Origin of the sequence: Rhodococcus sp. JS3073 (assembly GCF_026810085.1) — a bacterium.
Classification (GTDB): domain Bacteria; phylum Actinomycetota; class Actinomycetes; order Mycobacteriales; family Mycobacteriaceae; genus Rhodococcus_F; species Rhodococcus_F wratislaviensis.
In genome coordinates this window covers 1799169-1822566 of sequence record NZ_CP113951.1, presented here as the reverse complement: position 1 = coordinate 1822566, position 23398 = coordinate 1799169, and the positions used below count along the sequence as shown (strand labels likewise).

Sequence of the window (23398 nt, the reverse complement as noted above, 5' to 3'; positions counted from 1 at the left end):
CGTCGTGCCGCGGCGGACGCGACGTTTCGGAGCTGTGAGTACTTGTTAACCGCGGGCGGTTAACAAGTACTCACAGCTCGCCAGGTGGAGACCGCTGCCGTGCCGAGCAGCCCGCCGGTGATCACGAAGATCGACGACGTGCCCGCGACCCCCGCCGCGGCGCCCGCGGTCAGCGGAATCAGTACCTGCCCGAGCCGGTTGCCGGTCAGGCGCAGCGACAGCGCCGCCGCCCGGTTGGCGGCGGTGACGAGCCCGGCCACCCACGTCATCGTCAGTGGTTGACCGATGCCCCAGAAGAATCCGGCCACGACGAGGAGCAACGCCATCCCGACCGGGTCTGGGACAAATGGCAGCAGGGCGGTGGGCAGTGCCGAGCACAGCGTGGCGGAGATCAGCAGTTTCTGCCGCGGCACGCGGGTGAGCAGCCACGGCAGGAACGCGCGCGACACGATCGACGCCGCGGTACGCGCGGTCAGCAGCAACGTCACCAGCAGAACGCTGAAACCGAACTCGTGCCCGAGAACGGGGAGATACGCGACGACGACGTCGACCGACGCCAGCACGATCAGGCTGCTGAACACGGCAGGCCGCATCCCCGTCGTCGAGATCATGCTGAACACGGACTGCCGGTCGCCCTTCGACGCCGACTCCGCCGGCTGCGGGCGTTCGCGGATCGGCCAGGCGAACGGGATCGCGGCCAGCGACACCACCCCCATCACCGTCAACGCCAGAGTGGTCTCGACGCCGCCGCCGTCCGAGCTTCCCGCCGCGATCAGCCCGACCAGCGGAACTCCGATGGCCTGGCCGACCGAGACGCCGAGCGTCAATCCGGCGAAACCCCGGTCCAGCTCACCGGGTGGGGAGAGGAGCGTGACGAATCCCTGCGCGGCGACGGTCACGAGGATCTGGCCGAATCCGAGGATCACGTTGCCGAGCCCGAGGACGATCAGGTCGCTGCTGACGGCGATCACCAGGACCCCGAGCGACGTCAGCACCACACCGGTCCGGAGGATCGCGGCGGCGTGCCGCCGGTCCACGGCGCGTCCGATCCGGACCGCCACGAGCAGCGGTGCCAGCGAGAACAGGGCGGTGACGATGCCGATCGTGACGGCGTCGCCGCCGAGCGCGAGGACGCGGTAGGAGACGAGAACGCGGACGGCGTGATAGACGGCCTGGAGCAGAGCAGTGGCGATGCAGACGTTGAGGAACCAGTGCTTCACCGGGTCATCCGTTGATCACCTGGCGATTGCCGAGTGGCGCCTGCAACGGGACTTCGAGGGTGCCGAACACGGCGACGAGAATGCACATCTTGTCGGCTGCCTCCGGGAGGGTGCCGGTGCGCAGCGAGATCGTGACCGTGGTGTCGGTCTCGGTGACCGTCGCGGCGGCGCCGTAACACTCCGGGGTTCCGGTGACGAAGTGGATCGCCACCATGTTGCCGTCCGCACGGGACCACGACTCGAACGGCGTGGGATTCGCCCGGACGATGTCGGGTCGCGACTCGAAGACGGTGCCGAACTCGTCGCCGGGCACTTCGGAGGGAATGGGCATCCCCGACGACGGATTGGTCGGGCTGGGATCCACTGCGGACGCGATCTCCGGGGGAATCGTCGGTTCGTCGGTGCTCGAACCGGACCCGCATCCGGCGAGGGCGAGGCAGGCCAGCACTGCGAGGGCGATTACGCGCATATGCCACGGTAACCTCATCCCGCGAGCAGGCCGGAGACCAGCGCAATCCCCGGAATCGCAGCCAAAGTGGTGACGAAAGCGGTGTCCCGCGCCAGGACGGTTCCCACCCCGTACCGGCTGGCGTAGACGAAGACGTTCTGTGCCGTCGGCAGCGTCGCCACCACCACGATGGCGAACAGTTCGTGGCCGTCGAGCCCGAGCAGATAGCGCGCCATCAGGTAGGCCAGCACCGGTTGCACGACGATCTTGAGCACCGACGCCAGCGCGACGTCGCGTCGCGGACTCGTCCCCTTCTCCAGCACCCGCACCCCGTAGAGCGAGATGCCGAATGCGAGCAGCGCACCCGGAACCGACGCGCCACCCATGAGCCGGAACGGCTGCATCAGGGCTTCCGGGGGTGTCCACCCGAGGAGAGCGATCAGCAGTCCCGCGGCGCCCGCCACGACGATCGGGTTCTTGAACGGCGCGGTGATCGTGTCGAGTCGCGACGCACCGCGGCGGAGCGTGGTGACGTCGAGGATGGTGAGGGCGATGGGGGAGTACGCGATGATCTGGAACAGCAGCAGCGGTGCCACGAACGACGCGTCGCCCAGGACGAACACCGCGATGGGGATGCCGAGATTCGCGGAGTTCACGTACGACGCCGACAGTGCGCCGATCGTCAGTTCCGGAAGGGACCTGCGTAGCCACACCCGCGCGACGACCATGTACAGTGCGCCGACCGTCAATGCCGTGACAGCCGCGACGGCCAGAGTGGGCGAGAAGATCACGGAGAGGTCGGACGATGCGAGCGAATCGAACAGCAGCGCCGGTGTGGCGACGAAGAACACCAGCCTGCCCAGGACGGATTCGCCCTCCGCGCCCAGCGTCCCGCGACGGCCGAGCAGGTAGCCGATGGCGATGATGACGAATATGACGGTGAATCCCGCAACCACTCCCGACACGCTGCGGGGCACCTCCTCGACAGGTCAGCCTCCTGTCGGCAAACCTTCCGAAGTCTAGTGCTCGGCATTCGGGTGGGTGACAATAGCCTCCGGTCGGGGAGATCGTCTGTGCGCGTGTTCCGTCGCGCTCGAGGAGTCGCAATGCTGCGTCGAACGACCGTCCTCTGTGCGCTGTTCTGCGCGTGGATCCTCGCCTGGGGTGCCGCTCCCGTGGCGTCCGCGCTCGCCCCGCCGTCGAGTGGGGATCCGCAACTGATCGCACTCGCCGGGCAGGTCCTCGGGCGCAGCTACCGCGAGAACGCGAGCGTCGCGTACATCGACGCGTCCGGCACCCGGTTCGCGAATTTCGGGGCCACCGAGGACACCGACTTCGAGATCGGTTCCGTCACCAAGACGTTCACCGCGGAGCTGTTCGTCGACGCCGTCGCCCGGGGCGAGGTGCGCGAGGACACGAAGGTCGGAGATTTGCTTCCGCTGCAGGGCGCACCGGTCGGCGACGTGACGCTGCTCGAGCTGGCATCCCACACGTCCGGGCTGGCGCAGTTCCCGATGAGCACCGACACCGTGGTGGCCGTCGGGCACTGGGTGGTCGCGTCCAACCCGTTCACCTACGACCGGGCGACGCTGCTGCAGCAACTGCAGTCGGCGCCGCTCGCCACCCGCGGCAGCTACTCGTATTCGACCGTCGGCTTCGCGCTGCTCGGTCAGGCGCTGGCCGCTGCCGCGCACACCGACTACCCGTCGCTGCTCCGCGAGCGCATGCTCGTCCCCCTCGGACTGTCGCAGTCGTGGATGCCGCTCACCGCCGCCGACCTGCCCCCGAACGTCACCCGCGGATTCGACGTCCTGCACCGGTCGCAGGACCCGTGGCCGCTGGACGCGTACGCCCCGGCCGGCGGATTGCGGTCCACGGCGAACGACATGTCGACGTACGTCCGGGCACTCCTCGACGGGACGGTCCCCGGCGCCGCGGCCATGGACCCGCGGTGGATCGGCGACAACTACCGCGCGCTGACGTGGTCGATCGTCCCGTTCGAAGGTCGCGACTACACGCTGCACGGCGGCGCGACCGGTGGTTTCCAGTGCACCGTCGTGCTCGACCGCGCGAACGACCGCGGGCTCGTCATCCTCACGGACACCATCGGCGGACTCGAGCAGCAGGGTCTGGAGATCCTCGCCCACACCCCCATGTGAGTGCTTCCGCGTCCCGGGACACACAACGCCACTCACATGCGCTGATACCCCCGCTGGGTATGTCCGGTTACAGTGGGTGGTGTGGAGACGGCAACCGGGCGGAGGCGCACAGTCGTGGCGCGTGCCGCGCTGCTGATCGCCGTCGCCGCCGGGGTGCTCCTCATGCACAGCCTGATCGCGCCGACCGCGATCGCGGCGGTGCACGAGCAGCCCCCGGCCGCCGCGTCCCACGCCGAGGACCCCCACGGTTGCGGCGGGGACGGCTGCGAGCAACCCCATCTCACCGGACATCAGTGTGCCGGGGTGATCGTGGTGATCGCCGCGCTGACGTCGGTGATGTTGCTGTGGTGGCATTCCGCCGATCCCGTCGGCCGACGGTCCCGGGTGAGCGCCGCCCGTGTGCAGTCGGGGCGCGGTCCACCACCGTGGACGGTGTTCTCTTTGGCGGAACTCTCGATTCTGCGGGTGTGACAGGGAGCCCGGGGCGTGTGCCCCGGCGGATCCGACTGTCATTTTCCCGAACTGATCTCGAGGAGTTCCTCATGCGTACCACCAACACTGTCCTGATCGCCGCCGCTGCAGGCGCGGCTCTCGTCCTGACCGGCTGCGGCACCGACTCGGCAGGCACCTCGTCGACGTCCGGTGCCTCGACGTCCGTGGTCGAATCGCAGGCGCGGTTCAACGACGCCGATGTCGCGTTCCTGGAAGGGATGTACCCGCATCACGCGCAAGCGGTCGAGATGGCCGACCTGGTCGCCGGCCGCACCGACAACGCCGACGTGGTGGCTCTCGCCGCCGCGATCAAGGCGGCGCAGCAACCCGAGATGGACCGGATGACGACCTGGCTCCAGCAGTGGGGGAAACCGGTTCCGACGCCCGACATGTCCGGCATGCACGGCATGAGTCACGGCGACGGAATGATGTCGGCCGATCAGATGGACGCCCTGACGGCACTGTCGGGCACGGAGTTCGACCGGCAATGGCTGACCATGATGATCGAGCACCACGAGGGCGCGATCGACGTGGCGAACACCGAACTGGCCGACGGTGAGAACCCGGAGGCCAAGCAGATGGCCACCGACATCGTGACCGCCCAGCAGAAGGAGATCGCCGACATGCAGGCCGCGCTCGGCTGACCGGAATGACGAAAGGCCGCGTAATCCGAGGATTACGCGGCCTTTTCGGTGCCTGCGCGAGTTACCGGCTCGTGAAGGGCAGCAGAGCCATCTCGCGAGCGTTCTTGACGGCGACGGCAACCTGACGCTGCTGCTGCGGGGTCAGGCCCGTGACGCGGCGGCTACGGATCTTGCCGCGGTCCGAGATGAACGTGCGGAGGAGGTTGATGTCCTTGTAATCGACGTACTCGATCTTGGCCGCGAACAACGGGTTCTTCTTGGGCTTGCGGCCCTCGACGGGACGCGGCTTCTTCGACGGTGCTCTCTTGACTGCCATCTTCTTCCTTTACCAGCTCGACTTGTGGACGCCTGGCAGCTCCCCGCGGTGCGCCATCTCGCGAACACGCACGCGAGAGAGCCCGAACTTCCTCAGGTGGCCGCGCGGACGTCCATCCGCAGCGTCTCGATTGCGCAATCGTACCGGACTCGCGTCGCGGGGCAGACGCTGCAGTGCCGCCCGGGCCTCCGCGCGCTCGTCTTCGCTGCTCGACGGACGGCGGATGGTCTCCTTCAGCTCCGCGCGGCGCTCGGCCCAGCGAGCCACGACGATCTTTCGCTGCTCGTTCTTTGCGATCTTCGACTTCTTGGCCATGTGCGGTGTCTGCTACTTCTCTTCTCGGAAATCGACGTGCTTCCGCACGACCGGGTCGAACTTCTTCATCACGAGACGATCGGGATCGTTGCGGCGGTTCTTGCGGGTCACGTACGTGTACCCGGTGCCTGCCGTCGACTTCAGTTTCACGATCGGGCGGATCTCGTTGCGGGTGGCCATCAGGTCTTGTCCCCGCGGGCGCGGATCCGGGCGACGACGGCCTCGATGCCGTCCCGGTCGATGGTTTTGATGCCCTTGGCGGAGAGCGTGAGGGTGACCCGCCTGCCCTCACTGGGCAGGAGGTAGGTCTTCTTCTGGATGTTGGGATCCCAGCGCCGGTTGGTTCGCTTGTGGGAGTGCGACACGGACTTGCCGAATCCTGGCTGGCGTCCGGTCACCTGGCAGTGCGCCGACATGGTGTTCCTCTCCTGTCCCCTCGCGGAACCGCCACGAGAGGTTATGACAATCATTTTCGACAACGACGAGATTCCAATGTAGCGTTCTGCCCACGTAATGACAATCGTTATCGAAAGGGTGCTCGTGAGTGAGATACTCGACGGCCGGACGCCGCTGATCCTGGTTTCCGGGTGGAACGGCCCCACCGAGGGCGCGGCTCGGTCGCTGCTCCGCGAAGGCACCGTCGTCGTGCATCACGACCTCGACCTCGTGCACGAAGGCGTCGTCCGCCGGACCGTCACCACGCTGGAGTCGGGGGCGCCGCTCGAGCGCCTCGGCGTCCTCGAACTGGCGCACGGCTGCATCTCCTGCACGCTCCGCGAGGACCTTCTCCCGCTGCTCCGCCGCCTGCACACCCGCAGTTCGGTGCAGCGCATCGTGCTGCACCTCGACCGCAGGCTCGAACCCGAGGCGGTGTGCTGGGCGCTCGAGCACGTGGCGGTGTCCGGCGTGGTGGGGCAGATCGACGGTCCGGCATCGCGGGACGTGCGCGTCGACGGCGTCGTCACCTGCCTCGACGCGGGATCGTGGCTGGCCGACGCCACCGGCGACGAAGCGCTGGACGACGACCGCACCGTTGCGCAGGTCACGGTCGGGCAGGTGGACTTCGCCGACGCACTGGTGGTGTCGGGCAGTGCGGGCGACGGCTGGCAGCAGGCCCGGCTCCACGCCGTCCTGTCCCGGCTCGCACCGGGCGCGCCGATCGTCTGGGGCGGGGACCCGCCCGACGTCGAGCGCCTGCTCCTCGACATCCCGGCCGGCGCGCGGCGGGGTGAACCGTCCCACGCCCACTCACCACTGCTGCGCGGGCAGCCGCCGCTGTCCCACGACTGCGGCGTCATGCTCGTCGAGTTCACCGCCACCCGGCCCTTCCATCCGGAGCGACTACACGAGGCCGTCGACGTGCTCCTCGACGGAGTCGTCACGTCTCGCGGGCGCATATGGGTCGCGACGCAGCCCGACGAGGCGCTGTGGCTCGAATCAGCCGGTGGGGGACTGCGGGTGGCCGGTGCCGACCGATGGCTGGCCGCGATGACCCCGGAGGAACAGGAACAGGTCGGGGTCGCGCGCCGCGCGATGGCAGCGCTGTGCTGGGACGAGCGCTTCGGCGACCGGCACACGTCGATGGTGGTGCTGGTGCATGCCGCCGACCCCACCGAGATCGACCGCACGCTGCAGTGGGCGCTCGTCACCGACGACGAACTCGCGGACGAGGCCGCCTGGCAGTCGTGGCCCGACCCGTTCGGGCAGTTCCACGAAGACCCCTGCGAGAGCAGCGAATCACCCTACGCAGAACCCGAATCGAGAGAGGGACACGAATGAAGCCCCACATCCACCCCGACTACCACCCCGTGGTGTTCCAGGACGCGAGCACCGGAACGACGTTCCTCACGCGGTCGACGGTGACCAGCGACCGCACCCTCGAATGGGCGGACGGTAACACCTATCCGCTCGTGGTCGTGGACGTGACCAGCGAGTCGCACCCGTTCTGGACCGGCGCGCAGCGCGTGATGGACACCGCGGGCCGCGTCGAGAAGTTCGAACGCCGCTACGGAGTGCGCAAGCGCCCGTGAGTACTTGTTAACCGCGGGCGGTTAACAAGTACTCACGGGTCGACGACGAAGGAGGAGACACACCATGGCAGTACCGAAACGCAGAATGTCGCGGTCCAATACGCGCAGCCGGAGATCGCAGTGGAAGGCCCAGGCGACCGACCTCGTCGACGTGACGGTGGGCGGCGCCACGCATCGCGTGCCGCGCCGGCGGGTGAAGGCCGTGAAACTGGGATTGGTGGACCCGGCCGGGAAATGACGCTCCTCGTGCGAACCTTGGCGGGTGCTGCTGTACATCCTGGAACTGGTGGGCATCGCGGTGTTCGCGGCCTCGGGCGCCCTGGTGGGGGTGACGAAGCGCCTCGACATCTTCGGTGTGTGCGTGGTCGGTGTCTTCACCGCTCTCGGTGGCGGCATCGTCCGCGACGTCCTGCTGGGCATCCACCCGCCGACGTCGCTGGGCAGCTGGCCGAACCTCGGTACGTCGTTCGGCATGTCGTTGCTGGTGTTCTTCCTGCATTCGACTGTCGGGCGACTGCGCCGGGAGATCCTGGTGCTCGACGCTCTGGGCATGGGCCTGTTCGCGAGCACGGGCGCGGTGATCGCGCTCGAGCACGGGGCGAGTCCGCTCGCGTCGTGTCTCATCGGCGGGACGGCGGCGATCGGCGGCGGGATCTTGCGCGACGTGCTGGTGAACGAGGTCCCGTTGCTGCTGCAGCGGGACTTCTACGCGGTGCCGGCGCTGCTCGGTTCGGCGCTGGTGGTCGTGGTGAGCGAGTGGGGTTCGGGCACCGACGTGGCGCTGGTGGTGGGCACGGTGTTCGCGTCGGCGCTGCGGGTGCTGGCGTTGTGGCGGAACTGGGGTCTGCCGGGCCCGCGGGTCCTCGAGTGACCGGCGCCATCGCACTTCGATGATCCCTTCTCAGACATATCTCAGTTGATCGGGCCAAACTGTCGGGTATGCGCATTTTGGTGGTCGACGACGATCGCGCCGTGAGGGAGTCCTTACGGCGGTCTCTCAGCTTCAACGGATACTCGGTGGAACTGGCCGTCGACGGTATCGATGCCCTCGAGAAGGTCGCGAACGCGCGCCCCGACGCGCTCGTGCTCGATGTGATGATGCCGCGCCTGGACGGTCTCGAGGTGTGCCGACGGCTGCGGAGTACCGGCGACGACCTCCCGATTCTCGTCCTCACGGCGCGCGACTCCGTGTCGGAGCGGGTGTCGGGCCTGGACGCCGGAGCCGACGACTACCTGCCGAAACCCTTCGCCCTGGAGGAGTTGCTGGCCCGGCTGCGCGCACTGCTGCGCCGCGCCGCACCGGAGCCGGGCATCGACTCGGAGAAGATGACGTTCGAGGACCTCACGCTCGACCCGGTCACCCGCGAGGTGACGCGTGGCGAGCGGTCCATCAGTCTCACCCGCACCGAGTTCTCGCTTCTCGAGATGCTGATGGCCAACCCGCGCCGGGTGCTGACCCGCGGCCGCATCCTCGAGGAGGTGTGGGGTTACGACTTCCCGACGTCCGGCAACGCGCTGGAGGTGTACGTCGGGTATCTGCGTCGCAAGACGGAGGCGGACGGAGAGACCCGCCTGTTGCACACCGTCCGCGGAGTCGGCTACGTGCTGCGGGAGACTCCTCCGTGATGGCAGTTCCGTTCCACAAGACCGCCGACAAGTCGGGGTCGGCGAAGCACGACTCGCACCACATTTCCCGGCACCCCACAGGTCCGATCCCGTTACCACCCGAGATGCGGCCTCCGATGCCGTTGACGCGGTCGGTGTCGCTGCGGTGGCGGGTGACGCTGCTCGCCGCGTCCGTGGTGGCCATCGCGGTGGCCGTGATGGCCATCGCGGCGTACGCCGTGGTGTCGCGGGCTCTGTACGCGGATGTGGACAACCAGCTGCGCACCCGGGCGTCGGCGCTCATCGACAGCAATCTCGTGACGTTCGATCCGCGCTACATCGCGGGCGCGACGCTGTACACGACGGATATCAGTGTGGCGCTGATCTTCCCGGACCTCGACACGTACACGCCGCCGGGGTCGAGTGTCCCCATCGGAGAACCCGAACTGTCGGTGGCCCGCGGCGAGCGCGACACGTCGTTGCGGACGGCGGAGAATCAGCGGGTGCTGGCCGAGCGCACCCAGGACGGCAGCACGCTGGTGATCGCGCAGCGACTGGCGCCGACGGGTGCTGTGCTCGACCGGCTCGCCTGGGTGCTGTTCATCGTCGGCGGGTGCGGAGTGGTCCTCGCGGCTGCCGCCGGAACGACGGTGGGGCGCACCGGTCTGCGTCCGATCGCCCGGCTCACCGCCGCCACGGAACGGGTGGCTCGGACCGACGACCTGACGCCCATGCCGGTGACGGGCAACGACGAACTCGCCCGGCTCACCGAGAGTTTCAACACGATGCTGAGGGCGCTCGCGGAGTCGCGGGAGCGGCAGAGCAGGCTCGTCGCCGATGCGGGACACGAACTGCGGACCCCGCTGACGTCGCTACGCACCAACATGGAGTTGCTGATCGCATCGAGTCGTCCTGGCGCACCGCATATTCCGGACGAGGACATGGCCGAGTTGCGTACCGACGTGGTGGCGCAGATCGAGGAACTCTCACAGCTGGTGGGCGACCTCGTGGATCTTGCCCGTGAGGACGCGCCGGAAACCATCTTCGAGAGAGTCGATCTCAGCGAAGTGGTGGAACGGAGCCTCGAGCGGGCACGCCGCCGGCGCAACGAGATCGACTTCACCGCAGTCACCGTGCCCTGGTTCGTCTACGGCGACCACGCGGGACTGTCGCGGGCGGTGCTCAACGTGCTCGACAACGCGGCCAAGTGGAGTCCCACCGGTGAGCAGGTGCGTGTGGCGATGAAGCCGGCAGGCGACGGACTTCTCGAACTCACGGTGGACGACGCGGGACCGGGCATTCCGGAGGAGGATCGGGAGCTGGTGTTCGACCGCTTCTACCGGTCGACGGCCTCGCGCTCGATGCCCGGCTCCGGGCTGGGCCTGGCCATCGTCAGGCAGGTCGTGGTCAAGCACGGCGGCACGATCGCCGTCGACGTCTCCGAACGGGGCGGTGCGCTCATCCGGATCGTCCTTCCGGGCGAACCCGAAGCGGAATAGTCTCAGGGTCTCGGCTAACTCAAAGGCCGGTCTCAGGACCTTCTCAGTCCCACCGGGCACTCTCGTACACAGAGACGGTGCGACTGCCCCTGCGGGCGGTCGCAGGAGATGGAAGTGATGCGATGACCGAAGATCGAAACAGTCACGACGGCAACAGCCGCGACAATGCCGGTGGCGACCAGGGCGCGCGCCCCGATCAGCCCGCCCACCCGCAGTCGACGCCGGGTTACCACCCGACCGAGCAGTTTCCGGCCACTCCGCAGAACCCCGCGGGCGGTCCGATGGGGCAGCAGGCCTACGGCGCGGCCGGGTACCCCCAGGGCAATCCGTACGGTGCGCCGCACCAGCCCACACAGCAGTTCGGACAGCCTCAGCACGGCGCCTCGGGACATCCGGGTGCCCAGCACGCGGCCGGGCAGCACGGTGCGCCTCAGGGCCCGTTCCCCGGCCTTCAGGGCCCCGGACAGGCCGGGGAGGGATCGACGGCGACCGTGACCAAGCGTCCCGCCCGCACCGCCATCGTGGTGGGCGCTGTGGCGCTCGCCCTCGTGAGCGGTGGCATCGGTGGCGTCGTGGGCTCCCTGGCAACCGACCGGAACGGTAGCGGCGCCGCGGTGACCAACTCCCTCGACGCCCCCAAGAACAACACCGCGACCCCGGCCGCGAACGCACCGGCCGGTTCGGTGCAGGCGGTCGCGAACAAGGTGGTCCCGAGCGTCGTCCAGATCGAGGTGGCGACGGCGGGCGGTTCCGGTGGAGAAGGATCCGGCATCGTCATCTCGTCCGACGGCATGATCCTCACCAACAATCACGTCGCTGGCGCGGCCGCCAAGGGTGGCAAGCTGACGGTCGCCTTCTCGGACGGCAGCACGGCGGACGCCAAGCTGGTCGGCGCCGACCCCGTGTCCGATCTTGCGGTCATCAAGGTGGACGGCAAGACCGATCTCACTCCGATCGAGCTGGGAACGTCCGGCAACGTGCAGGTCGGACAGCAGGTCGTGGCGATCGGGTCGCCCCTCGGCCTGGCCGGGACCGTCACCGAGGGCATCATCTCGGCGCTCAATCGCCCGGTGTCCACCAGCGGTGAGTCCGGCAACCAGAACACCGTCATCGACGCCCTCCAGACGGACGCGGCGATCAACCCGGGCAACTCCGGCGGCGCCCTCGTCAACATGGACGGCCAGCTGATCGGCATCAACACCGCCATCGCGAGCATCGGTGGTTCCGGTGCGGGTGAGCAGAGCGGATCCATCGGCCTCGGCTTCGCGATCCCGGTCGACCAGGCCCGGCGCATCGCGGACGAGCTGGTCAAGACGGGCAAGGCCACCCAGGCCGTCATCGGGATCCAGGTCCCATCGCAGGACGCCGCCAACGGTGCCACCGTCGTCGAGGTCACGTCGGGCAGCCCGGCGGAGAAGGCGGGAATTCCGAAGGGGTCGGTGATCACCAAGGTCGACGATCGCGTCATCACCAGCGGCGACGCACTCATCGCCGCCATCCGTTCACACGCACCGGGAGACAACGTGTCCATCACTTACACCGACGGGAACGGATCCAATACGAAGACCGTCGACGTCACGCTCGGAACCGCCGAACAGGGTGGCCGCTGATGAACACGGGGATTCTCGGGCAGGTCGAGTCCGTTCTGAACGGGGCCACTACGGTAGGGACCATGGACATCGAAGCCTCGCTGGCCGGCCGCGCGCTGGTGGTAATCGTCGACGACCGCACCGCTCACGGTGACGGCAAGGACTCCATCGGGCCTCTGGTGACGGAACTGCTGAACGAGGCCGGCTTCATCGTCGACGCCATCGTGGCGGTGGCGGCCGACGAGGTGGAGATCCGCAACGCGCTCAACACGGCCGTCATCGGTGGCGTCGACCTCGTCGTCTCCGTCGGCGGCACCGGCGTGTCGCCCCGCGACGTCGCTCCCGACGTCACCGCCGAGGTCCTCGACCGCGAGATTCCGGGAATCTCGGAGGCCCTCCGGTCTTCGGGTCTCGCCGCCGGTTCCCTGGACGCAGGGCTCTCCCGCGGGCTCGCCGGAGTGTCCGGCAGCACACTCGTGGTAAACCTCGCTTCCTCCCGCGCCGCGGTCCGGGACGGCATGGCCACCCTGACGCCGCTCGCGGCGCACGTGATTTCCGAATTGTCCGGTCTGGAAGGCTGAGACGATTTCTCGTTCCGACGAGCCGGACTCGCCCAGCGAGCCCGACGAGCAGGCAGTTCCGAGCCGGGCCCCGATCGACAGGGCCCGGCTCGAACGCATCTTCGGGGACGTCTTCCCCGACACCACCGCGGACGAACGCGAACCCGGGGACGGGCCCGGCGCCGCTGCCGGCGACGAATGGCTGCGCCGTCAGCGCCCCCCACATCACGGGTAGTTATCTTCGAAACCCTCACCTTAAGCGAATCGTGATCTGCGGTCGCGCCCTGCGATCACCCTGAGTTTTTGTGCGTCCGCCCGGGCTGAATTTTCCCGGGCCCGGGGTGCTCTTCAGCGTTCTTTCAGGCATCACATTCCGGTCAGAACAGACATCCTTCGAGCTTGTGAACCGAATGTAAACGTTACCGAACTTAACGTGAACAGCCAGTGAACCTGCAGGTCAGGGGAGTGGCAAGTGGTCGGAATTCTCGCGCAAATCCCACACGTTGGACACGTTTTCGGGTGTGGCATACATCACGATTCCGTTTCCGATGGAATTAATTGCTTAGGCAACCACCTGCCGGTTACTGTCCTCGGCGAGTCAGTACTGGAGATGGAGGGCAGGGTCGATGTGCCGTTGCCCAGTCGGAACTCTGACAGTTCGTCAGTGATTTCGTCTTCAGCGCGGTTATCGAGCTGTGATCATCCGTAGTTCACTCTGCGGACATCACAGCTCTGGATACTGCGCTGGGCCCGACATGGACCACTCCTCAGTCTCGAAGGTCGTGACTGGGAACCAGCAGAATCCTGATGAGGGGAACGAATGAGCGAGAACCGAAAGACCGGCCTGCGCCGTGGAGCCCGCATTGCCGGCCTTGGTGCCGCTGCGGCTGTAGTCCTCGGCCTGATGTCCACGGGTGCGGCCAACGCCGACACCTTCGTGCCGCTGCCGGGTGGCGAAAAGGTCGTCAACGCGGGAAGCGTCACGGCCAAGATCGCCCGCAACGCGGAGAGCGCTCTGGTTTCTCCGTCGCTCGCCGCCAATGGTGCGGGCCGCACAGCATGGGTGTCGGGTGATGTGTTCGCCGAGCTCGGCGGCGAGATCCCGGAGGAAGGCGCGACGCTGACCACCGGTTACATCGTGGGTTGCCAGGCCGACATCACCGGCCTCGAGGGTGGTCTGAGTGCCGATCTCGGTCTCGACTCGCTCGGCCTGGGTGGTTCGCTGTCGATTCCGATCAGCGCCGGTGAGGTGAAGTTCGCGAAGGTGAAGTCCAAGACGGACCTGAAGCCGGGTGTGTCCGCGATTCAGTACCGCGACCAGCAGATCGAGGTCCAGGGTTGCGGCGGCTACGCGCAGGCCCGCGCGTACACGGTCCTCGAGATTCCGGGGAACCACTACGTCAAGTCGACCCTCTACGGGCAGCCGTTCAGCATCGGCTGATTGCTCGTCAGCAGATCCCACTTCACGACTTCTCGCGTCAGCGACTTTCACCCTAGAGGGGAACAATGAACAGCAAGACCCTGCGCCACGGCGCCAAGGCTGCCGGCGTGGTCGCCGCGGCCACCGTCGCGATCGGCCTCTTCTCCACCGGTGCGGCCAACGCCGACACCTTCGTTCCGTTGCAGGACGGCACCGTCACGCAGACGCTGCTCGACGGCACCGTGGTGACCGTGCGCCAGACCGGCAACACCGCGAACATCAGCCCGTCGATGGGTTCGACGCCGCTGCACCGCAACGTGTGGACGTCGGGCTCGATCGACGTCTCGCTCGAGGGTGGCACCGCCAAGGGCGGCACCATCGACGCCGGGTACATCGTGGCGTGCCAGCTCAACTTTGGCGGCTCCGTCGACGCCGAGGCCGGCGCGAGCATGGCGCCGTCCGACCTCATCGGCGCAGCCACCGGCGGCGCTGCTGCCGCGATTCCGGCCGAGGGTGGTGCCGGCAGCGGCATCACGATCGGACCCGGCCAGGCCACCAACGTGCCGATCCTCGACATCGAGTACGAAGACGACTACGGCGCCGAGGCTCACAAGAGCAGCTTCAAGTTCACCGGCAAGAGCGGTGGATTCACGTACTCGGACGAGACGTTCGGTATCTCCGGTTGCGCCGGCTACGCGCAGGCCCGCTCCTACGTCAAGGTCGCGGTCTCGACCGACTCGGTCGACGGCACCGTCACCCTGTGGGGACAGCCCTTCAGCCTCGGCTGACGCAATGACGCCGAAGAAAAATTGAACAATGTAGTACCTCGAGGTTGGGGGCGTACGGCACTTCCGTACGCCCCCAACCTCGCTCTATGCGCTGTTGTGCATGTCACAGTTAGGACACGGGGGCTGGCGCGGAGGCAGATTCGGACACGTGGCTATAACATTTGGACGTTGTTTCAGCTAACTTTATCCCGTCAAGAGGTAAAGACTGCCTAACCGAACGCCGGGTAGGTGGTACCTGATGAGGGGAAAGAATGAGCGAGATCCGTAAGTCAGGCCTGCGCCGTGGGGCCCGCGTTGCCGGCCTCGGTGCTGCCGCGGCTGTTGCACTCGGCCTGATGTCCACCGGTGCAGCCAACGCCGACACCTTCGTGCCGCTGCCGGGTGGCGAAAAGGTCGTCAACGCAGGAGGCGTCACTGCCAAGATCGCCCGCAACGCCGAGAGCGCTCTGGTGTCGCCGTCGCTGGCCGCCAATGGTGCGGGCCGCGTTGCGTGGGTGTCGGGTGACGTGTTCGCCGAGCTCGGTGGCGAGGTGCCCGAGGAAGGCGCCACGCTGACCACCGGTTACATCGTGGGTTGCCAGGCCGACATCACCGGCCTCGAGGGTGGTCTGAGTGCCGATCTCGGTCTCGACTCGCTCGGCCTGGGTGGTTCGCTGTCGATTCCGATCAGCGCCGGTGAGGTGAAGTTCGCGAAGGTGAAGTCCAAGACGGACCTGAAGCCGGGTGTGTCCGCGATTCAGTACCGCGACCAGCAGATCGAGGTCCAGGGTTGCGGCGGCTACGCGCAGGCTCGTGCGTACACGGTCCTCGAGATTCCGGGGAACCACTACGTCAAGTCGACCCTCTACGGGCAGCCGTTCAGCATCGGCTGATCAGCGCGCACCCGAACAACCAACCTTTTCGAGTCGTGTGGGCTGCCACTGTGCCCACTGTAAGAAACCCTAGAGGGGAACAATGAACAGCAAGACCCTGCGCCACGGCGCCAAGGCTGCCGGCGTGGTCGCCGCGGCCACCGTCGCGATCGGCCTCTTCTCCACCGGTGCGGCCAACGCCGACACCTTCGTTCCGTTGCAGGACGGCACCGTCACGCAGACGCTGCTCGACGGCACCGTGGTGACCGTGCGCCAGACCGGCAACACCGCGAACATCAGCCCGTCGATGGGTTCGACCCCGCTGCACCGCAACGTGTGGACGTCGGGCTCGATCGACGTCTCGCTCGAGGGTGGCACCGCCAAGGGCGGCACCATCGACGCCGGGTACATCGTGGCGTGCCAGCTCAACTTCGGTGGCTCCGTCAATGGTGAAGCAGGTGCCAGCCTGACGCCGTCCGAGGTGATCGGTGCAGCTACCGGCGGTCCTGCCGCATCGATCCCGGCCGAGGGTGGCGCCGGTAGCGGCATCACGATCGGACCCGGCCAGGCCACCAACGTGCCGATCCTCGACATCGAGTACGAAGACGACTACGGCGCCGAGGCTCACAAGAGCAGCTTCAAGTTCACCGGCAAGAGCGGTGGATTCACGTACTCGGACGAGACGTTCGGTGTCTCCGGTTGCGCTGGCTACGCGCAGGCCCGCTCCTACGTCAAGGTCGCGGTCTCGACGGCTTCGGTCGACGGCACCGTCACACTGTGGGGACAGCCCTTCAGCCTCGGCTGATAATTCGTTCCACCCATGACTCCGGGCCCGTGCACGCAGCTGCTGCACGGGCCCGGAGTCGTCGGAAGCTACTCGCGAGTCTGCTCGAGGTTCGCTGCCTTGTCGGAGGTCATGGCATGCGCTCCGTCGGAACTCGCTGCCGCTCCGTCGGGTTGGAGGCTCACTTCGAGGATGTCGCGGATCTGGATCAGCAGGTCGGCCTCACTGGCCTTCTTGTCTGCGGGCTCGGTGATGAACCGCTTCTTCGCGGCGTTTGCCGGGACGATGAGAATGAAGTACACGACCGCGGCGATGATCACGAAGTTGATCACGGCCGTGATGACGGCGCCGATGTTGATGAAGGTGGCCGGGTTGTCGGAGAGAATCTGGTAACCCCAGCCCAGATCGTTGGCGCCGCCCGCAACGGCGATCAACGGATTGATCACGTTGTTCGTGAACGCTGTGACGATGGCGGTGAACGCGGCTCCGACTACGACCGCGACGGCGAGGTCGAGGACGTTCCCCCGGAGCAGGAAGTCCTTGAATCCCTTGAGCATGTCGACGTCTCCTCGAGTGGGGGGCAAGTCATCCAGCACTATTCGGAGAAAAGCCTAGATCAGCGCGGCTCCGCGTGACGGATCACTGAAAGGTCACGGTGATCGCGCTCGTGAGGGATGCGGCGGCCACCGTCGTGGCCTCGGATGCCGGAAGGGCCAGCATTACCACGCGTTCGCGCTGGTCACGTCCATTCTCGGACGGTGTCACCAACACCACGACGGCGCGGGACGCCAGCACGGTGGCGCCGGACCGCCGGTCCGGATTCGCTGGTGTGTCGGGATCGACCGTGAGCACGTCGACGCGATCGCCCTCACGCAGAAGTTCCGTGACCGCGGGATCGGCGAGCCGGACGGGGACGATCCGGGCGTCGTCCATGCCCGCCGCGGCCGCGGCCAGGCGGGGTCCCAGTACTCGGACGTCGGTGAGGGCTTCACCGGCGCGTGTCGGTCCGGCGAGGGTGCGCCCGTCTATGTCGGACACTGCGGTGACGGCGCCGTCGGGCAGGGTCCCGACCTCGAGTTCCACCAGTTTCACGTCGGCCTGCGTGAGAACGACGCCTGGTTGCAGATCGTGGGCGGCCACCACGACTGCGGAGCGGGCCGAGTCGGGGTCTCCGCGGGCGAGGAGAGCCAGTGCGAGGCAGACCAGCGCGGCGGCCAGGACGCGTCTGGCGACGAGGGCGCGGGCCCAACCGGGATGGGCGAGATCCGACAGCCGGTCGGCCCACGACGGGCTCAGACTTCGGTGTGCTCGGTTCGACCGGCGGCGACCGGTCTGGACAGGGTCGAACGACATGGTTCGACGCTACGAGACCGGCGGGCCCGTGGGTACGCCGAAAGGGCCCGCCTGTGGATGGACGAGAAGTTGTGGATAACTCGCGGAGAAGCGAGAACTAGCTGGCAGCGGCCTTGGCCGGTGCGGCAGTCGCGGTGCTCGACGAGCTGGACGAGGCAGTCGACGAACTTTCCGACTTCGCGGCGGGAGCAGAATCGGTCTTGGCCGGCTCGCTTGCTGCGCCGGACGTGCCGCGGCTGTCGGTGCGGTAGAAACCGCTGCCCTTGAAGACGATGCCGACGGAGTTGAACAGTTTGCGAAGCTTGCCCGAGCATGCGGGGCAGACGGTCAGGGAGTCATCACTGAACGACTGGACGATGTCGAAACGGTTGTCGCATGCCGTGCACGCATATGAATAAGTGGGCACCGGGGTTCCTCCGCACTGTGTAGTCAAACCGCAGGTTTTAGCACTCTACAGTCGACAGTGCCAACAACGCTAATCAGAGAACTATTCCGGGCCGGAAACGCGTCGTCAGCGGTCGCCGAGCGGGACGAGGCCCGATCCGGGGGTGAGTGCCCATCCCATACGTACGTCATGGGGATCCTCGGGCAGCTCCGACACCAGTTCCTCGTCGCGGACCACCGTGATCAGCCGCGCGTCGGAGGCGGCGAGGCCGAGCGTCCGGTCGTAGAAGCCCGCGCCGCGGCCGAGCCGCACGCCCCGCCGGTCGACGGCCAGGGCGGGAACGAAAATGGTTTCGGCCGAACGTATCTCGTCGGGTTCCCACACCGGACCGGTCGGCTCGCGCAGGCCGTAACGTGCGTCGGTGAGACCGTCCGCGCCCGTGAACTCGGACCAGTGGAGCGGACCCGGTTCACGGGTGACGGGCACGAGGACACGTCCGGCGACCTGTCGGAGGGCGTCGAGAAAATCCACCGATCCGGGCTCGAGCGCGGTGGGAACGTAAGCGCAGACGGTCGCTCCGCCGGCGATTCCCTGTGTGACGAGTGCGACGAGCGCCCGGTCCTCGGCGGTGCGGAGTTCGGGGGTCAGGGCGCGCCTCCCGGAGAGCACCAGTTGCCGCCACTCGTCCTTCGTTCGTGCGTGCATGCCCCAACCTTAGAGCCGGCCGGAGAGCGTCCCCGACGGGTTCCGGGAGGTTACTGACAGGATCTTGGTGACTGTCGAGTAGGTCCGCACAGTTATGGTGTGGGCATGACAGACGCCGCACCGCACACCGCCAGCGCCTTTCGCACGGCTGTAGTGCCCGCAGCGGGAATGGGTACGCGATTCCTCCCCGCGACCAAGACCGTGCCGAAAGAGCTGCTCCCGGTGGTGGATACCCCGGGTATCGAACTCGTGGCCGGAGAGGCCGCGGATTCGGGTGCCGGCCGGCTCGTGATCGTGACGTCGCCGGGCAAGGACGGAGTGGTCGCCCACTTCGTCGAGGACCTCGTTCTCGAGAGCAAGCTCGAGGCCAGCGGCAAGTATCACCTGCTCGAGAAGGTGCGCAAGGCTCCCGGCCTGCTCGAGGTGGAATCCGTCGTCCAGGACGAACCTCTCGGCCTGGGCCACGCGGTCGGCTGCGCGGAGTCGGTCCTCGACGACGACGAGGACGCCATCGCCGTGCTCCTCCCGGACGACCTGGTGATGCCGCGCGGAGTGCTCGAGACGATGTCGCGGGTCCGCCGCAAGCGTGGCGGCACCGTCCTCTGCGCCATCGACGTCCCCAAGGATCAGGTGAGCTCGTACGGCGTCTTCGAGGTCGAGACGGTTCCCGACGCCACCAACCCCGACGTCCTCAAGGTCATCGGCATGGTCGAGAAGCCGGCTATCGAGGATGCGCCGTCCACGTTCGCCGCCGCAGGTCGCTATCTCCTCGACCGCGCGATCTTCGATGCGCTGCGGCGGATCGAACCCGGCGCAGGCGGCGAGCTCCAGCTCACCGACGCCATCGCCCTCCTCATCAAGGAAGGCCATCCCGTTCACGTCGTCGTGCACCGAGGCACGAGACACGATCTCGGAAATCCCGGCGGCTACCTCCGAGCTGCGGTTGACTTTGCGTTGGACATGGACGAGTACGGCCCATCGTTGCGCGAATGGCTGATCGACCGATTGAAGCGGACGGATTCCTAGAAGCTCGGGAGGCAAGAACTTGCGGTCGGTCGAGGAGCAACAGACGATCGTGACCGCGGCCGCGGTGGCGCCGCGGCCGGTCCGTGTGGCGATCTCCGAAGCCCAGGGGCTGCTGTGTGCCGAAGAGGTGGTCACCGAGCGTCCGCTTCCCGGTTTCGACCAGGCCGCGATCGACGGCTATGCCGTGCGCAGCGTCGACGTCCAGGCTGCCGGAACCGACATCCGGGACGACGACGGTGCGCCCGTCGAACTGTCGCTTCCCGTGGTCGGTGAGGTCACGGCCGGTTCGCGGCAGCCGATCCGGCTGCAGCCGCGTCAGGCCGTCAAGGTCGACACGGGTGCTCCGCTCCCGACGCTCGCCGACGCCGTCCTTCCGCTCGACCGCACGGACGGTGGCCGGGCCCGCGTCAAGATCTACAAACCGGTCCGTTCCGGCGACTACGTGCGCCGGGCCGGCGACGACGTGCAGCCGGGAGACGTCGCAGTCCGGGCAGGCACCATCATCGGAGCCGCGCAGGTGGGGTTGCTGGCGGCGGTGGGTCGCGACAAGGTGCTCGTGCATCCCCGGCCCCGGCTGTCCGTCATCTCGGTCGGTGGCGAACTCGTCGACGTCGACCGGACCCCCGGTCCCGGCCAGGTCTACGACGTCAACTCCTACGCTCTGGCCGCGGCCGCCCGCGACGCAGGAGCCGACGTCAACCGGGTCGGTATCGCGAACGCCGACGCCCGCCGCCTGCGCGAGGTGGTGGAAGGTCAGCTGATCCGGTCCGAGATCGTCGTCATCGCGGGTGCCGTCGGCGGCGGCGCCTCCGAGGACGTGCGGGACGCACTCGCCGATCTCGGCAACCTCGAGGTCGACCGGGTCGCGATGCATCCGGGATCGGTCCAGGGTTTCGGTCAGCTGGGCCGGGACGAGGTCCCGACGTTTCTGCTCCCGTCCAATCCGGTGAGCGCGCTGGTGGTGTTCGAGGTGATGGTGCGCCCGCTGATTCGCATCGCGCTGGGGCGCAGGCAGCCGATGCGACGCGTCGTCACCGCCCGCACCGTCGCGCCGATCACGTCCATCGAGCACCGTAAGGGGTTTCTGCGCGGTCAGCTCATGCGCGACGAGGCCACGGGGGAGTACCTCGTCCAAGCTCTCGGCGGGGCGCCGGGCGCCTCCTCGCACCTGCTCGCCACGCTGGCCGAGGCCAACTGCCTCGTCCTCATCGACCCTGAGATCACCGAGGTCCGGACCGGTGACCAGGTGGACGTGGCCTTCCTGGCGCAGCGGGGCTGATGACACCGCGACAGTGTGAGACGGGATGACACAGCATCCGGGTTGGCCGCCGCATCTCGGGCCCCTGCGGGTGAAGGGTGGCGTCGTGACCGTGCGCGCCATCAGGTTGCGTGACGCGGCCGCGTGGAGCCGTCTGCGCACCCGTGACCGTGCGCACCTCGAACCGTGGGAGCCGACGGGGGAGGCGCCCTGGGAAGCGCGCCACCATATTTCGGGATGGCCCGGACTGTGCAGCAGTCTGCGTTCGGAGGCCCGGAAGGGTCGCATGCTGCCGATGGCCATCGAACTCGACGGCAATTTCTGCGGCCAGATCACGATCGGCAACGTGGTGCGGGGTGCACTGCGCTCCGCCTGGATCGGTTACTGGGTAGCCAGCGACGTCAACGGGCTCGGGGTGGCCACGGGCGCACTCGCGCTGGGGCTCGACCATGCGTTCGGGCCCGTGGGTTTGCATCGCGTGGAGGCCACCGTGCGGCCGGAGAACCTGGCGAGCCAGGCGGTGCTCCGCAACGTCGGCTTCCGCGAGGAGGGTCTCCTCGAGCGCTACCTGGATGTCGACGGGCAGTGGCGCGATCACATCCTGGTCGGCATGACCGTCGAGGACGTGCCCGGCACGGTCGCGGATTCGCTCGTGCGGAGTGGCAAAGCCACCTGGGCCTGACCGACGTAGCGGACATGGACAAACGTCCAGCTACGCGGCAGTTATCTCACGGTATCAAAGCTTCCCGACCGGGACTCGGCTTTCGGCGAGTCTTTGCCGGATCGTTTCCTCTGCCTCCTCGAGGCATGTCGAGCACCACATTTTCGCGTTACGCATGTGACACCTGAGTATGGTGAGATCGGCGCGTCTGCGAAGATGTGCGTGTTCATGCGGTTAGCCTGGGTGGGTCAACAGCGGTATCCATGCTGGTAGACGATTGGGAGGAGGTCGCCGTATGCCGAACTCGTTTCTCTGGATCGGGCTCGTCGTCGTGTGGCTCTTCGTCCTGGTCCCGATGCTGGTGAACAACCGCCCCCGGATTCGGCAAACCAGTGACGCAGCACTCGCGACGCGTGTGCTGCACCGCGGTGACGAACGTCCCGTGCAGCGTGGACCCGCGGCTGGACACCGCAGCGACCCGTACTGGCAACCGGAACCGGACCACTACGGCTACGACGCGGAGGACCTTGTGGACACTCACGCAGAGGAAGACGAGTTCGACGGTGAGCGGGCACCGGTGGGTGAGTACGTACCGGCGCGCCGGGGGCGTGGCGGCTTCGATCCCGAGGCCGATGCCATCGCGCGCGAGGCCCGGTACGCGTTCCGCCAGCGGTCGGTTCTCGGACTGGTGTTCGCGACGATCATGTCGGCGGCGCTCGGGCTGATCATCTCCCCGCTGATGTGGTGGGCGTTCGCGGCCGGTGTGATCGGACTCTTCGGCTACTTGGCGTATCTGCGCCGGCAGGTTCAGATCGAGCAGGAGATCCGTCGTCGGCGGACCGCGCGTCTGAATCGTTCGCAGTTGGGTGTCGAGTCCCGCAGTGACGAGGAGCTCCGCCTCATCCCGGCCCGGTTGCGGCGTCCAGGTGCCGTCGTCCTCGAAGTGGACGACGAGGACCCCGAATTCGATCATCTCGAACACTTCGACGACGCGCCGATGCAGCAGGCCACGATGCGCCGAGCTGCCGGTGAGTAGCCGGCCGAATCGGGCCGAAAGCCACGCCGGTGTAGGCGATTCGCTCCCGCCGCGGGTGGCCTGCTAGAGTTTGCCGAGCGGATCGCAGGATCCGCACGGGGCTGTGGCGCAGTTGGTAGCGCGCTTCGTTCGCATCGAAGAGGTCAGGGGTTCGATTCCCCTCAGCTCCACCACAGAAGAGGCACTCACTCCAATCCGGAGAGAGTGCCTCTTCTGCATTCCGGCGCCCTTTTCTGGGTTCCGGCCCAGGTGGG

The 23398-nt window shown here is 67.4% G+C and carries 30 protein-coding genes and 1 tRNA gene; 20 read left to right on the top strand and 11 right to left on the bottom strand.

Features of this window, described 5'->3' with window-relative positions:
* Positions 1 to 59 precede the first annotated feature (59 nt).
* From OYT95_RS08585 to OYT95_RS08575, 3 genes are read right to left on the bottom strand one after another with little or no spacing between them, the layout of a single operon-like run.
* Positions 60 to 1220, bottom strand: coding sequence for an MFS transporter (locus tag OYT95_RS08585; protein WP_268791180.1), 1161 nt, complete (start codon positions 1218 to 1220; stop codon positions 60 to 62).
* Between the two features lie 4 nt (positions 1221 to 1224).
* Positions 1225 to 1689 carry a hypothetical protein gene (locus tag OYT95_RS08580; RefSeq protein ID WP_037243727.1) on the bottom strand — a complete coding sequence of 155 codons (465 nt, stop codon included), beginning with the start codon at positions 1687 to 1689 and terminating at the stop codon, positions 1225 to 1227.
* A 14-nt stretch (positions 1690 to 1703) separates the two neighbouring features.
* On the bottom strand, positions 1704 to 2633 hold the full coding sequence (locus OYT95_RS08575; protein WP_268791179.1) for an AEC family transporter: 930 nt from the start codon (positions 2631 to 2633) through the stop codon (positions 1704 to 1706).
* 141 nt (positions 2634 to 2774) lie between these two features.
* Between OYT95_RS08575 and OYT95_RS08570 the strand changes: the two genes are divergently transcribed.
* From OYT95_RS08570 to OYT95_RS08560, 3 genes are all read left to right on the top strand, one after another.
* Entirely contained in the window at positions 2775 to 3827 is a 1053-nt protein-coding gene (locus OYT95_RS08570) for a serine hydrolase domain-containing protein (RefSeq protein ID WP_268791178.1), read from the top strand.
* 81 nt (positions 3828 to 3908) lie between these two features.
* Positions 3909 to 4298 (top strand): DUF6153 family protein, encoded by a 390-nt coding sequence (locus OYT95_RS08565; RefSeq protein WP_268791177.1) that lies wholly within the window; start codon positions 3909 to 3911, stop codon positions 4296 to 4298.
* Positions 4299 to 4369: 71 nt separating this feature from the next.
* Positions 4370 to 4963, top strand: a complete 594-nt coding sequence (locus OYT95_RS08560; RefSeq protein ID WP_268791176.1) for a DUF305 domain-containing protein — start codon at positions 4370 to 4372, stop codon at positions 4961 to 4963.
* 61 nt (positions 4964 to 5024) lie between these two features.
* Here the strand turns inward: OYT95_RS08560 and rpsR are convergent, their stop codons facing one another.
* The 4 genes from rpsR to rpmB are packed head-to-tail and all read right to left on the bottom strand — an operon-like array spanning position 5025 to position 6010.
* A complete protein-coding gene (gene rpsR, locus OYT95_RS08555; RefSeq protein WP_005238639.1) occupies positions 5025 to 5279 on the bottom strand; it encodes a 30S ribosomal protein S18 in 255 nt (84 codons plus the stop codon).
* Positions 5280 to 5288: 9 nt separating this feature from the next.
* Complete coding sequence (gene rpsN / locus OYT95_RS08550) at positions 5289 to 5594, bottom strand: 30S ribosomal protein S14 (protein WP_005259913.1); 306 nt, start codon at positions 5592 to 5594, stop codon at positions 5289 to 5291.
* A 12-nt stretch (positions 5595 to 5606) separates the two neighbouring features.
* On the bottom strand, positions 5607 to 5774 hold the full coding sequence (gene rpmG / locus OYT95_RS08545) for a 50S ribosomal protein L33 (protein WP_268791175.1): 168 nt from the start codon (positions 5772 to 5774) through the stop codon (positions 5607 to 5609).
* Positions 5774 to 6010, bottom strand: coding sequence for a 50S ribosomal protein L28 (gene rpmB / locus OYT95_RS08540; RefSeq protein ID WP_268791174.1), 237 nt, complete (start codon positions 6008 to 6010; stop codon positions 5774 to 5776). Before rpmB ends, rpmG begins: the two co-directional genes overlap by 1 nt.
* 97 nt (positions 6011 to 6107) lie before the next feature.
* On the opposite strand from rpmB, the gene mrf reads away from it, so the two are divergent.
* The 12 genes from mrf (at position 6108) to OYT95_RS08480 (ending at position 16741) form a co-directional block, all read left to right on the top strand.
* Positions 6108 to 7373, top strand: coding sequence for a ribosome hibernation factor-recruiting GTPase MRF (gene mrf, locus OYT95_RS08535; RefSeq protein ID WP_268791173.1), 1266 nt, complete (start codon positions 6108 to 6110; stop codon positions 7371 to 7373).
* Entirely contained in the window at positions 7370 to 7624 is a 255-nt protein-coding gene (locus OYT95_RS08530; protein ID WP_037243740.1) for a type B 50S ribosomal protein L31, read from the top strand. Before mrf ends, OYT95_RS08530 begins: the two co-directional genes overlap by 4 nt.
* Before the next feature lie 64 nt (positions 7625 to 7688).
* Positions 7689 to 7862, top strand: coding sequence for a 50S ribosomal protein L32 (gene rpmF / locus OYT95_RS08525; protein ID WP_268791172.1), 174 nt, complete (start codon positions 7689 to 7691; stop codon positions 7860 to 7862).
* 24 nt (positions 7863 to 7886) lie between these two features.
* A complete protein-coding gene (locus OYT95_RS08520; protein ID WP_037243742.1) occupies positions 7887 to 8495 on the top strand; it encodes a trimeric intracellular cation channel family protein in 609 nt (202 codons plus the stop codon).
* Positions 8496 to 8563: 68 nt separating this feature from the next.
* On the top strand, positions 8564 to 9250 hold the full coding sequence (locus OYT95_RS08515) for a response regulator transcription factor (protein WP_005238656.1): 687 nt from the start codon (positions 8564 to 8566) through the stop codon (positions 9248 to 9250).
* Entirely contained in the window at positions 9250 to 10728 is a 1479-nt protein-coding gene (locus tag OYT95_RS08510) for a sensor histidine kinase (RefSeq protein WP_037243744.1), read from the top strand. Before OYT95_RS08515 ends, OYT95_RS08510 begins: the two co-directional genes overlap by 1 nt.
* Positions 10729 to 10850: 122 nt before the next feature.
* Positions 10851 to 12338 carry a S1C family serine protease gene (locus OYT95_RS08505; protein WP_268791171.1) on the top strand — a complete coding sequence of 496 codons (1488 nt, stop codon included), beginning with the start codon at positions 10851 to 10853 and terminating at the stop codon, positions 12336 to 12338.
* A complete protein-coding gene (locus OYT95_RS08500) occupies positions 12338 to 12898 on the top strand; it encodes a MogA/MoaB family molybdenum cofactor biosynthesis protein (RefSeq protein WP_005567398.1) in 561 nt (186 codons plus the stop codon). Before OYT95_RS08505 ends, OYT95_RS08500 begins: the two co-directional genes overlap by 1 nt.
* A 799-nt stretch (positions 12899 to 13697) precedes the next feature.
* Positions 13698 to 14318 (top strand): MspA family porin, encoded by a 621-nt coding sequence (locus OYT95_RS08495; protein ID WP_037243746.1) that lies wholly within the window; start codon positions 13698 to 13700, stop codon positions 14316 to 14318.
* A 65-nt stretch (positions 14319 to 14383) separates the two neighbouring features.
* Positions 14384 to 15085, top strand: a complete 702-nt coding sequence (locus OYT95_RS08490; protein WP_037243748.1) for an MspA family porin — start codon at positions 14384 to 14386, stop codon at positions 15083 to 15085.
* A 251-nt stretch (positions 15086 to 15336) separates the two neighbouring features.
* A complete protein-coding gene (locus OYT95_RS08485; protein ID WP_112300809.1) occupies positions 15337 to 15957 on the top strand; it encodes an MspA family porin in 621 nt (206 codons plus the stop codon).
* A gap of 82 nt (positions 15958 to 16039) precedes the next feature.
* Positions 16040 to 16741: an MspA family porin gene (locus OYT95_RS08480; protein WP_112300810.1), complete on the top strand. Its 702-nt coding sequence runs from the start codon at positions 16040 to 16042 to the stop codon at positions 16739 to 16741.
* A 68-nt stretch (positions 16742 to 16809) separates the two neighbouring features.
* On the opposite strand, the gene mscL is transcribed toward OYT95_RS08480, so the two are convergent.
* The 4 genes from mscL to OYT95_RS08460 all read right to left on the bottom strand — a co-directional run bounded on the left by mscL (position 16810) and on the right by OYT95_RS08460 (position 19163).
* Positions 16810 to 17277, bottom strand: a complete 468-nt coding sequence (gene mscL, locus OYT95_RS08475) for a large conductance mechanosensitive channel protein MscL (RefSeq protein WP_037243754.1) — start codon at positions 17275 to 17277, stop codon at positions 16810 to 16812.
* Between the two features lie 82 nt (positions 17278 to 17359).
* A complete protein-coding gene (locus OYT95_RS08470; RefSeq protein WP_268791170.1) occupies positions 17360 to 18073 on the bottom strand; it encodes an SAF domain-containing protein in 714 nt (237 codons plus the stop codon).
* Between the two features lie 97 nt (positions 18074 to 18170).
* Positions 18171 to 18479 carry an FmdB family zinc ribbon protein gene (locus OYT95_RS08465; protein ID WP_005238679.1) on the bottom strand — a complete coding sequence of 103 codons (309 nt, stop codon included), beginning with the start codon at positions 18477 to 18479 and terminating at the stop codon, positions 18171 to 18173.
* 105 nt (positions 18480 to 18584) lie between these two features.
* Positions 18585 to 19163 (bottom strand): 5-formyltetrahydrofolate cyclo-ligase, encoded by a 579-nt coding sequence (locus OYT95_RS08460; RefSeq protein WP_037243758.1) that lies wholly within the window; start codon positions 19161 to 19163, stop codon positions 18585 to 18587.
* Between the two features lie 105 nt (positions 19164 to 19268).
* Between OYT95_RS08460 and OYT95_RS08455 the strand changes: the two genes are divergently transcribed.
* The 5 genes from OYT95_RS08455 (at position 19269) to OYT95_RS08435 (ending at position 23317) form a co-directional block, all read left to right on the top strand.
* Entirely contained in the window at positions 19269 to 20189 is a 921-nt protein-coding gene (locus OYT95_RS08455; protein WP_009478891.1) for a UTP--glucose-1-phosphate uridylyltransferase, read from the top strand.
* A gap of 19 nt (positions 20190 to 20208) precedes the next feature.
* Positions 20209 to 21468 (top strand): molybdotransferase-like divisome protein Glp, encoded by a 1260-nt coding sequence (glp, locus tag OYT95_RS08450; protein WP_005238688.1) that lies wholly within the window; start codon positions 20209 to 20211, stop codon positions 21466 to 21468.
* Between the two features lie 25 nt (positions 21469 to 21493).
* On the top strand, positions 21494 to 22129 hold the full coding sequence (locus OYT95_RS08445; RefSeq protein WP_037243762.1) for a GNAT family N-acetyltransferase: 636 nt from the start codon (positions 21494 to 21496) through the stop codon (positions 22127 to 22129).
* Positions 22130 to 22403: 274 nt separating this feature from the next.
* Positions 22404 to 23144 carry a divisome protein SepX/GlpR gene (gene sepX / locus OYT95_RS08440; protein ID WP_037243764.1) on the top strand — a complete coding sequence of 247 codons (741 nt, stop codon included), beginning with the start codon at positions 22404 to 22406 and terminating at the stop codon, positions 23142 to 23144.
* Between the two features lie 97 nt (positions 23145 to 23241).
* Positions 23242 to 23317 (top strand) — tRNA-Ala (locus OYT95_RS08435).
* Positions 23318 to 23398: the final 81 nt, after the last annotated feature.